Genomic DNA, 10,188 nt, shown 5'->3' with positions numbered 1-10,188 from the left:
GCGGGAGCGCATGGGCGCCTTGAGCAAAAGCGTCTTTGTCAGACCATCCATTGATGGCTGGGGCTGTGGCTGCGGTTTTAGAGGTTCCAGAGTGAGTGATGGCAGGTCGCATGGTAGCGAATCTTCGAGGCGTGGAGGTGCGGGTTCAGCGCGTTCAGTCGCAGCCAGAGTCCGTTGTTGATGCCGCGGTTGCTGCGCTCGCATCGCAGTCCACCGAGCCGAACGGACTGCAGCAGCAGTGGGGCGGGCTGCAGCCGCTCAAAGGCTCTAAAGCGCGTGTCTACCGCCTCTACCATGCTGGAGATGGTTACGTCATCAAGCACTACCGGTTAGAGCACGGGGTGCTGCGTGCACCGGTTGCTTGGTTGAAGGCTCGATTGCGCCCGCCGCGCTATTTGTGCGGGGTTGCCGAGCGTTTGCTGGCTGCCGGGGTCACGACTGCCGAACCGGTGGCCGCGCTGACTATTCGCCGTTCTGGTCATCCAGCGGAAGGCGTTTTTATCATGCGCGAATTGCCTGGGGTTACGCTGAAGGATTTATCGGGGCCACTCTCAGCGGCTGAATGTGAGGCGCTGAGTTCGGCCATGGGGGCGCTCTGGGGGCGGATTACCGCCGGAAAATTTCTGCATATGGACCCGATCCGGGGTAACTTTTTGGTCAATCTCCAGGCCGATCCGGTCTCTGTTGCGGCGCTCGATGTCGATAACATTTATCCGTTGCCTTGGCTTCCGGGACCGGTGCGTCGCCACCGTATGGCGAAGATGGTGCGTTGGCATCTGCCTGCGGCTGTTCGACTGTGGGGTGGTCCGCCGCCGCGCGCGCTTTTTCGTCGGTTTGTTGAGGCGTATGCCCATAGTGCAGGAGTGCCGTCTGTTACAGCCTGGGCTGAGTGGTGGGGGGCGCTCAGAGACGCTATACAGCGCCATCCTAAGTTGCGTCTGATGCTGCGCGAGAAGATCTAACGGGCGCTTAGAAAAACTACAGTGTATACTCTTGCCTTCGTGCACCCGCGCTTAGCCGCGCGAGAGACGGGGCGCTAGGTGCCCAGAGCGATAGTAAAGCAACACTGATGGCCAACCTGCTATTCGCTGCCGTGCCTTCTCTCCATATTGGGATCGTCGCGGGGCGGGTTTTGCGGATCATCAAGCTTAGGGGTGCCGTGCTCAAACCAGAGCGACAGGGCGTGGAGAAACGGTCGGTCGTAGTGGGCCATGACTCTCTTTGCCCAGAGCCAGTGGACCAAGTCGACCTCGACCGTCACCTCTTCGGCCACGCCGAGTATTTGCGCAATCGCTAGCCGATGCGTGCCTTCTCCGCACTTGATGATCTGACCGTCTCTATTGACGCGAACTTGGATCTCCTTGTCACCGTGTTCTCTGCCCGGGGTGAGGCCGTTTTGCCGTATGCTTTCAGCTAATTCAATGATTCCATTGAAGTATTGGTCGATCTCCTCAGGGGAGCGCAAGTCTTTGTGCCGAGTATAGCCCCTGCGTGCCAGTTCTTCATTCAGTTGGGCATAGAGCGGTAAGGCGCGATAGTCGACGCCGTCGATGAGCATCTTGCGAACATGCTCTGTCTCCCAGCTTTCGGAGGCGAGTGGAACCTGGTCCCAAGCGCCGGGCGCCACCAAGAGCGGAATCGACTTGACCCACGGCTGCCACTCGGGGCTGGCGGTGTTGTGCAGAATATGACCTAAGGCGACTTGATACGGTCCCGCGCGCTGGCGTCGCGGTGTGCCGAGAAGAGAGATCCAACGTGGCGCTTCGGGGCGACGTGCCCACGGCGCAAGGAGGTACGCCGGCAACCCCAGGCCATACAAGGAGACATAACGAAAGGGTCGAGTGTACCGTTTGTGGGGCATACCTGTTCCTTGCTAGGAGGCGCGCGTCGCTATTGACGCCAATGCTTTGAGCGCTCCTCCTAGCGGCGTGGCGGCACGCACCGCGGTCAGCACAGCGGCCGCTCGTGTAAGTTCACCTTGCCGCATCAGTCTCCAGGCCTTCTTAAGTATCCGGGCCTCAAGGCGCCATGTCGGACGGAGGAAGTATGTCGCATCATCGCCTAGAACGTCTACCGGGTCGGGCCGCCCGTGCCAGCGTGCTTCGCTGCTCTGCCAGGCGAGTTCAGAGTGGAGCGCCTGGACCAGAGAGCGTTCGGGATTGGCAAGGACGGTTCCGCTGCCCTGATACTTCCAATAAAGTGTCTCGGGGACAGTGCGGAAATCGCACAGCGGCGCTAAACGCAACCAGAGGTCGGCGTCTTGGGCGTACTTGAAGGCTGCGCGATACCCGCCTGCCTGCTCATAGCTTTCACGGCGAATTAGCGCCGCTCCATGCGTTCCAGGGCGCGGGATCCGTTTCGGTAGGCTGTGGGTGGCGGTGTGCTCCTTAGGGGCGTGATGCGCCCGGGTCGGGTCGATGCCTGTTTCAGAACAGTAGCCGACCCCGCAGCCGACAACGCCAACGCTTTTGGATGACTCCGCTATTTCAATCTGGCGCGTTATCTTTTCGGGCGCGCACAGGTCTCCAGCGCCGAGTAGGGCAATGTAATCGCTTGATCCGGAGTCGATGGCATCGATCAGCGTCCTGGTTAGGCCTTTGTTGCGTTGGCGGATAACCGTAGCGTTCCGGTCTCCTCGCTCGCGACAGAACGCTTCGATCCGCTCGCCGGTCTCATCGGTAGAGCCGTCATCGATGAGTACGAACTCGGTGTGTGGGTAGTCTTGAGCGAATAGATGCTCAAGCGAAGGGTAGACTCGGTGCTCGCGGTTGTACCATGAGGAGTAGATCGTAACGGTGGGGGTCATTGGGCGTCCGGTAACGAAGACGTAAAACTGGCATTCCAGCACAAGCATATTGTGCAACACAAGCGGCAGCGGCCAAAAGTCTTCCGGAGCCTCTAGCTTACCGCGCTGCTCCACCGGTCACCGGGAGCATTCAGTCACTCAAGAGCCAGGATCGCAGCGACTATGGACGAAAACGTTCCGCTAAAAAACAAGTGCACCTACCACATCGGCGGTGAGGCGAGATATTTTGCAACCCCAGGTTCACTGGACGAGCTGGAGCAACTGCTCGACGACTGCAAGAAGAGCGAGACTCCTTGGTTTCTGCTCGGCGCGGGGTCGAACGTGCTCTTTTCCGATGACGGGTTTAGCGGGGTGGTGATCCGGTTGGCGGGTGCATTCAAGGAGATCGTCTTTGATGACGCTGCAGAGCGCGTTGTAGCCGGTGGCGCAGCGCGACTGCCCTACCTCTCCAGGACGTGCGCGAAACGGGGCATCGGCGGTTTTGAGTTCCTATGCGATATCCCCGGCACGGTCGGTGCTGCGGTGCGGATTAATGCCGGCACAAGAGAGCATGAGATTAAAGATCGTCTGCTCTCCGTAAAGGTATTGGACCCTGAAGAGGGTGTGCGAACGCTGACGGCAGAAGAGCTGCAGTTGGGCTATCGGAGATCGATGTTGCTGGAGAGGCGCTGGATCGTCCTGGAGGCGCACTTTAGCTACGGCTGCCGTGCGTCCAGGGCGGCCCTGCTTGAGGCCATGGCTGCCGAGCGCCGCGCACGCAAGGCAAAACAACCGGCGAATCCCCGCAACTGTGGCTCGGTTTTTAAGGGGGCGGAGAGGCCGGCTGGCTGGTATATCGAGCAGTGCGGCCTGAAGGGCTGCCGCATCGGTGGTGCGATGATTGCCGAGGAGCATGCGAACTGGATCGTGAATGTGGGGGATGCGACAGCCGCCGATGTCAAAGCGTTGATCGAGTTGGCACAAAGCAGTGTCTATGAGCGTTTTGGTGTGATGCTTCAGCGCGAGGTGGAGTATGTCGACGTTGGGGCATCTCGAGAAACCCCGCGCTCGGCTGGATGAGTGATCCGGCCTGTGCATCAGGCTTCAGCACGAGCGACCGACACCAGTAGGAATCAGAGAAATACCGGCCGCTTGCGCTCTTCCAGTCTGCTCGAATAGCAGAACCCCGCCCTTGTAGTGCAGCCTCAAGGGCGGGGCGTGGATATTAGCCGTGTATCAGCCGTATATCAATCGTCTTCTATCAACCGTGATCCTACGGCGTGGGCTCTCTACCCCGAGGCTGCAGCCTCCACCAAGGCGTCGATGACCTCAAAGTAGTCCTCGGCGGTGCCGCCGATCGGCACGTGGGTCGGCAGCGAGAAGTACTCCCAGCCCAGTTCGCGCTTGATGAACTCGGCGCCACGACTCGGTTCAAAGTCGGCGAAGATCGTTACCCCGCGTTCACCCTGCAAGTCGCGAACGAGGCTGCGCAGATGGCGCCCAGTCGGCGGTACACCCGGCAGCGGCTCTAAGAAGCCGTGGATGGGAACATCAAGCCGCTCCATCAGGTAGTCGATGTTCTCATGGAAGAGTAGCACCCCGGGGGCATCGGCGACCCGCTCCTGCCACTTTGGCATGCGTTCTTCGACCGCATCGGCGAAGGCTTGCGCGTTGGCACGGAAGGTCTCGCGATGCTGCGGTCGGAACTCGCTGAGACGGTGCGCTAAGGCGTGGCCGACCTCGGCCATACGCATCGGGTCGAGATAGACGTGTGGGTTACCCATTGGGTGGACATCGCCCCGTCCGCGGTCGGCGTGGTGGGTCTTACCGATCAACTCGACTTGGGCGGCGGCCTCGAAGTAACCGCTTCGCCCCGGCATCACGGCGGGGTTGTTGGCACCGCGCAGAGCGGCCGGGATCCACCCCTCTTCCAGCTCTGCCCCGACCGAGACGAGCAGTTCGGCCCGACGCAGGGCCGCCATCATCGAGGGACGGGCCTCGAGATAGTGGGCATCGCGATCGGGCGGCGCCATGGTGGTGACGTCGACGTGCTCACCGCCGATCTCCTGGGTGAGCATCGCCATGTTGGAGGTCGAGGCGGCGACACGGATCGGATCGGCGAAGGCGGCTGGCGCGATCGTGACGGCTGCAGCGAGCAGCGCGACGCTTGCGGTTCGGTATAGCATCATCATGGCTCCCTCCCTCGGTTTAGAATGTATGGGCGCCGTGCACGCCTAAGCTCAGGTTGTACTGCACCAGAAACTGCCAGGCATCCTCGCGCGGACCGCCCGGTTCGTCGGCAGCGAAATCGGAGTAACTGAGCTGGCCCCGGACAAACGAGAACTCGCTCGGGTAGTGGGTCACCACTGCCGAGTAGCGGTAGCTGGTGTCGAACTCGTCGTAGCAGTTCGGGCCGGCGGTGCGATGGTTGTGGCTCTGATTTTTAAGCAACCCGAGCGCCTCAGCGCGCAACCCAGCGCGCCAGCGTGGGGCGATGCCGTAGACGGCTTGCAGGTACATGCCGTCCTGCTGCCACGTCACCGCGCTGTTAATATTGTCCGGGTCGCCGCGGCCCTCGCCGAAACGCCAGCTGCCATCGTCGCGTTCAGTGTGCGAATAGACGATGTAATCGGCAGAGATCTCCCGGTAGAACCACTCCCCCTGCAGGGTGAGTTGGCCCGCGCCCTGATAGCTGCGCGGTGGAGTGTACTTATAGACCGCATCGAGTCCGGCAAACCAGGAGTGACCATCCTCCCAGAGTTCCATATCCGTCGAATGTCGCTCTTCATCCTCCCAAATGGTGCCGTAGCCGGCCGAGAGACCCAGCTGGGCGGCGTGATCGAATCCAAGATCGGGTCCCCACTTGGCAAAGGCGGTCATCAGATTGGGTCCAGCGGAGTGGCCGTACTTGGTCAGCATACCGTCGTCGTCGCCCTGCAGCGCCTCGACGCCGAATTTGAGATAGGTGAGCGTCGGGGCTAACCAGTTGACCTGAATGCCAGTATCTTGCAGGCCGTGGTCACCGAAGAGGTGTTCACTGACCAAGGGGCGGTCTACGAAGTCCCAGTCGTGTGGATGGAAGGGGTTGATATAGCCGATGTTGGAGAGGAAACGGCCCCCTTTGATCTGCAACCCCCAGGGTAGGGCGCGGGTGGTGAAGTAGGCCTCCTCCAGGTCGATCGTATCGGTCCCTTCGATGACCAGCATGGCGAAGGCGTCGAAGTAGGGATCAACGGTGGCCTCGAAGGCAAACTCGGTCTCGCGCAGCTGGAAACCGTCTTCGAAGCCGTGGTCGTGGCCGTTGTCGCCGTGATCATGGCCCATCTCAAAGCCGCCCGGGTCGTCGATGTGCCCGGAGAATTCGTTGGCGTAGACGCCATCGAAGATTACCGAGATCAATGGGTTCATCAAGGTGCCGGCGCCGACCTGCTCGGAGGAGGCGCGTCCTGCCGGTGCGCCACCGAGGTGCTGTTGGTGCGCCTCAAGATGAGGGTGACTGGCAGCCCGGTCTTGCGGCATTTGCGCGTAGGCGCTAGAGAGCGTGAGTAGGGCGAGAGGCCAGGCCGCAAGCGTTACGGCGAGCGGCCAGCGCCTTTTGGTGGCGTGGCGGTGAAGTGTGTCGGTCGATCGCATGAAGTTCCTCCCAATTCGGTGTGAAGCATCGTAGTGTCGTCATCAGTGTTGGTACGTCACCTCGGTCTCGTCACTCCATAATCCCCGTGCGATGCGTTGCTGCGCCTGCTGCATCGACCCACTGTATCGACCCACTGTATCGACCCACTGCATCGACTCACTGTCGTCCCGGCCGCTCCCCGTCTTGCATCCGCAGCAGACCTCAAAAGGCGTGCTGCAAGGGGTGGTGCGACGGCAGCGAGGCACAGGAGGGCAGACAGGGCGCAGCCTGAAGCGATCGCAAGTGCGATTCAATTGCAATTGATGCTTGATGTCAATACCCGAGGTTTGGCTAGGGCTCTCCCGGTGCCCTCTCCCTGTGCCTGGTTAGAATGGGACTAGAATGGAAATGGGACTAGAATGGAATGGCCACCGATACCTGCGCGGTTCGGTCCTCTGGACCGTAGCGCAGTGTGGCCAGGGAGACCATGACGTTCCACCAAAAGTGGATCGCGACACTCTCACCGAGTTGGTAGTCGTTGCGCTGGTGGACCCAGCCGAGGTAGAAGCCGGCCGCGGTAGCCACGGCGGCGTTGGCCGATACGCCCTCACCCGTGTGGGCCAGCCCGAAGGCCACCGAGGAGGCGGCCAAACCCCAGCGTTCTCCCCACTGGTGGCTGAAGCTGTTGTTCAGCATCCCGCGAAAGAAGGCCTCCTCACCGATGGCAACCGCCCCGTGCTGAGGGAAGACGTAGGCGGCTGCTTCACCGCGACTCATCCCATCCTCAAAAGAGGTGACCCAGCCGTCGTCGGGGCCGATCAACAGTGTGCTAGCGGCGATGGCCAGGGGTGCCAGTGTCGTCCAGCGGGTCAGATACTCGCGGTTAAATGGGGCTAAGGTGAGCGATTGCAGCGACTCGGCGTGGGCGGGGGTGTTGTAATTGCGGTTCCCGAGCAGGCGGCGGCGCTCAATGTAGGCGTCGTAAGATGAGTAGAACATGCTCGCTAGCATGACGCGACTGGCTAGATCGGCGTGTTCGTTGACCCGGGTGGTGTAGATGATCTCGTTGTCTTCGTCGTAGCGATCGTCGAACTCAATGAAATCTTCATGGTTTTGGTAGTAGGCAGAGGCCGCGATAGAGCCGAGGAAGGTCGACAAGTGGGCCGCCCCCTTGCCCGGCTGCTGATTGATGAACTGACCGGTGCCTGGCGCGAAAAAACTGCCGGTTGCCACCCAGCCGGCTTGCGAGCCGAGAGCCGCCGCGCTGGGCGCGAAGAGCAGTAAGATCAAGGTGGTGAGAGCCCTTTTCATGATCTTCCTATCCTAGCACGGAGCTGCCCGACGCGTGCTATCGCAGCAGCAGGGAGGGGTTGACGCCGACGCCGAGGGCTGTAAAATACTCGCCTGTAGCGACGCAGCGGGTGTAGCTCAGTGGTAGAGCACAACCTTGCCAAGGTTGGGGTCGTGGGTTCGAATCCCATCACCCGCTCCAGGTTGTTGCAGAGACGCGTTTCATATCGCCTATGCGAGCATCACGAGTTTTAGGTTGCTTTGTTGCTCGAGCCGCGTTGGCGATACAGATAGCCGATACGAGACACCGGTACAAGTTACAAAGGCGCGCATGCAAGGAGTGCAAGCGCAGTAGGGATCCCCAAGGCCCGCTTCGGGTTCCCAGGACTCTTCAGGAGAGCAAAGGCCATGGAACAGGCCGCGATCATACCCTTCCCGACGACTCAGTCTGCCCCATTACCCACCGTTGTAGCCGCCGAGGTTGCCACCGCCGAGGGTGGACGTGCGCTGACCGTTACGCTGCACGGTGACCCCCGCGAAGCCAATCGACCGGTCCCGGTCCTCGCCCACGCCCGTGACTTGTCAGGTCTGGCTGTTGGCGATGTCGTCGTCGTCTTGTTGAGTGCGCCCGGTGATTCGACCTTACCGGCGTCGCTTGTGCCGACGTCGCTCCCGTCAGTCTCCTCGTCGCCCTCAACCCCTCTATCGACCTCGAACTCTCTACGAGAGCCTGCCGCGCTGATCCTCCATGTGATCGCGCAGCGCGGTGAGCGGCCGCGCCAGGGGCTCGAGTGCCGGCCCGACGGCTCCTTTCTCTTTCGTGCCGATGCCGGCGATGTCCGCTTAGAGGCGAACGGTGCCATGTTAGAGTTGCGCGCCGACGGGCAGATCCAGATCGACGGCGATACCGTGCATACGCACGCCCACGGCGAAAACCGCATCACCGGGCAGCGTATCGAGCTCAATTAAGCGGTATCAATGCCGCAATAAAAATTGGCAGGGATTGCCAGGCAAGGAGTCGAGACATGGATCGTCTCACTGCGACACCGCCGGCGGAGCACGTAGCCGCCGCATACGTTTTACTAGAGCGCTGGCAACGGCTCTACGCCCAGGGGCTGAGTGCGGCGCCCATTCTGGCGCAGTGCGAACGGGCGCTGCTGCACCATTTGCGGTTGATTGGCCCGCAGACGTCAGCCATGGAGCCAGGGTCCGGCGCCTTTCTCCATTGGGGTGCCCAGCTCCTTGCCCAGCCCCCTGTGATCCCCGGAACTGGCTCGCCAGCGGCGGCCTCTCTGGCGGCTTTTAACGCGCTAATCGGCGACGCTGAAACCCGCGACGCTGCGCTGCGAGCGTGGCTTTGGTGTACACCGGCCGGGACGCCCGCGGCAACGCTGCCGGTCGCTATGCTGAGTCTGATGTTGGAGGGGGAGGGGGAGGCGCCGGCAGACAGTTGGACGGAGCGACTCTGGCGCAGCTGTTCGGCCTGCGGCGTTGTAATGCCGACGGAGATTTTGGCCCAGGCGTGGCGTCACGAGAGTCCGGCGGTGCGCGCGGGGGCGCTGCGTTATCTGGTCGATGCAGGTCAACGTGAGAGCCTGCCGGCACCGTCACACGTTTGGCCGCTGCAGCAGGGCGCCGATTGGCCCACTGTAGCATCGCTGACAGATTCCACAGCATCGACCTCAGGGAGCGGGGTGGCGTTAACGCAGAACCCGCAACTGCGGCGCGCGCGGCTGCGTGTCGGGGTGGCGCACGGCGCGCTGACCCGTGAGGGATTGGCGCGAGCACTGGAGGCGGCGAGCGATCACAGCTACGAAGCGCTTCTGCTGCGTGCCGCCGCCGGCGATTCGACTCTGCCTGAGCAACTTGCGCTGTGCCTAGAACGAAACGCCGAGTGGGTGTTGCCGTTGGCGGCGCTGACCGGGACGACAGCAGGTGCTGAGTTTTTGCTTGAGGTGCTGGCCGAGCCGCGCTACCGCAGTGCAGCCGGGACGGCGTGGCAGTTGCTCACCGGACGGCCTTTGGCGCTGCAGCCGCAACTGCGCGTGGCTGGCAGTGGACGGCGGCCGGATGCGGTCCTGCGCATCGGCTATCGTCCCGATGTGGCGCAAGCGCAGCGCTGGTGGCGCGATCACTGCGGATTGTTTGATGAGGCCGAACAAGGCGTATTACTCGGTGAGCCGCTGACCGATCGCACCCTGGCGCGTGCGCTCACTGGCTATGGCGGCTGGCTGATTGAGCCGTTGCTGGAGGTGGCGGTGCTCCGCCTCGGCTGGCGGCGCTTGGGGTTGAGTGGCGAGCAGACCTGTGAACGCCGCCAAGCGGTGCTTGCTTGCCCACATAAGCGCACTGAGGGTGTTGCCGAGTCGTTAGGGAAACGCTGAAGTAATCGGGCTTTCGGCGTGGAAAGCCGAAGATTACAGCATCGATTGATTTTTGTTCAGGTGCTGGACGTCAATTTTCCGATTTTGGGCCAAAACGGGCTTATTTTCGTGTGGTG

General features: G+C 61.7%; 9 protein-coding genes and 1 tRNA gene. 5 read left to right on the top strand and 5 right to left on the bottom strand.

Features of this window, described 5'->3' with window-relative positions:
• Positions 1-98 precede the first annotated feature (98 nt).
• Complete coding sequence (locus CKO15_RS12525) at positions 99-962, top strand: protein kinase family protein (RefSeq protein WP_207124113.1); 864 nt, start codon at positions 99-101, stop codon at positions 960-962.
• A gap of 119 nt (positions 963-1,081) precedes the next feature.
• On the opposite strand, the gene CKO15_RS12520 is transcribed toward CKO15_RS12525, so the two are convergent.
• Both CKO15_RS12520 and CKO15_RS12515 read right to left on the bottom strand, forming a co-directional pair.
• Positions 1,082-1,861: a ParB N-terminal domain-containing protein gene (locus CKO15_RS12520; protein WP_200196821.1), complete on the bottom strand. Its 780-nt coding sequence runs from the start codon at positions 1,859-1,861 to the stop codon at positions 1,082-1,084.
• Between the two features lie 12 nt (positions 1,862-1,873).
• On the bottom strand, positions 1,874-2,806 hold the full coding sequence (locus CKO15_RS12515; RefSeq protein WP_200196819.1) for a glycosyltransferase family 2 protein: 933 nt from the start codon (positions 2,804-2,806) through the stop codon (positions 1,874-1,876).
• Between the two features lie 162 nt (positions 2,807-2,968).
• On the opposite strand from CKO15_RS12515, the gene murB reads away from it, so the two are divergent.
• Positions 2,969-3,865, top strand: coding sequence for a UDP-N-acetylmuramate dehydrogenase (gene murB / locus CKO15_RS12510; protein ID WP_200196817.1), 897 nt, complete (start codon positions 2,969-2,971; stop codon positions 3,863-3,865).
• Between the two features lie 209 nt (positions 3,866-4,074).
• Here the strand turns inward: murB and CKO15_RS12505 are convergent, their stop codons facing one another.
• From CKO15_RS12505 to CKO15_RS12495, 3 genes are all read right to left on the bottom strand, one after another.
• The gene (locus tag CKO15_RS12505; protein WP_242464786.1) at positions 4,075-4,977 is read right to left on the bottom strand and encodes a metal ABC transporter substrate-binding protein; all 903 of its coding nucleotides are present in this window, start codon (positions 4,975-4,977) and stop codon (positions 4,075-4,077) included.
• Positions 4,978-4,993: 16 nt separating this feature from the next.
• Entirely contained in the window at positions 4,994-6,418 is a 1,425-nt protein-coding gene (locus CKO15_RS12500; RefSeq protein ID WP_200196815.1) for a zinc-regulated TonB-dependent outer membrane receptor, read from the bottom strand.
• 394 nt (positions 6,419-6,812) lie between these two features.
• Entirely contained in the window at positions 6,813-7,709 is an 897-nt protein-coding gene (locus CKO15_RS12495; RefSeq protein WP_200196813.1) for a CPBP family intramembrane glutamic endopeptidase, read from the bottom strand.
• A gap of 106 nt (positions 7,710-7,815) precedes the next feature.
• Here CKO15_RS12495 and CKO15_RS12490 point away from each other — a divergent pair.
• From CKO15_RS12490 to CKO15_RS12480, 3 genes are all read left to right on the top strand, one after another.
• A tRNA-Gly gene (locus CKO15_RS12490) sits at positions 7,816-7,890 on the top strand.
• A gap of 206 nt (positions 7,891-8,096) precedes the next feature.
• The gene (locus tag CKO15_RS12485; RefSeq protein WP_200196811.1) at positions 8,097-8,657 is read left to right on the top strand and encodes a hypothetical protein; all 561 of its coding nucleotides are present in this window, start codon (positions 8,097-8,099) and stop codon (positions 8,655-8,657) included.
• A gap of 56 nt (positions 8,658-8,713) precedes the next feature.
• Complete coding sequence (locus CKO15_RS12480) at positions 8,714-10,072, top strand: hypothetical protein (RefSeq protein ID WP_200196809.1); 1,359 nt, start codon at positions 8,714-8,716, stop codon at positions 10,070-10,072.
• The last annotated feature ends 116 nt before the right edge of the window (positions 10,073-10,188 follow it).

The sequence above is a fragment of the Halorhodospira abdelmalekii genome (assembly GCF_016583625.1).
In the GTDB taxonomy this organism is placed as follows: Bacteria; Pseudomonadota; Gammaproteobacteria; order Nitrococcales; family Halorhodospiraceae; genus Halorhodospira; species Halorhodospira abdelmalekii.
The sequence above is the reverse complement of the archived record's forward strand: the minus strand, read 5'-3'. Positions and strand labels throughout refer to the sequence as shown.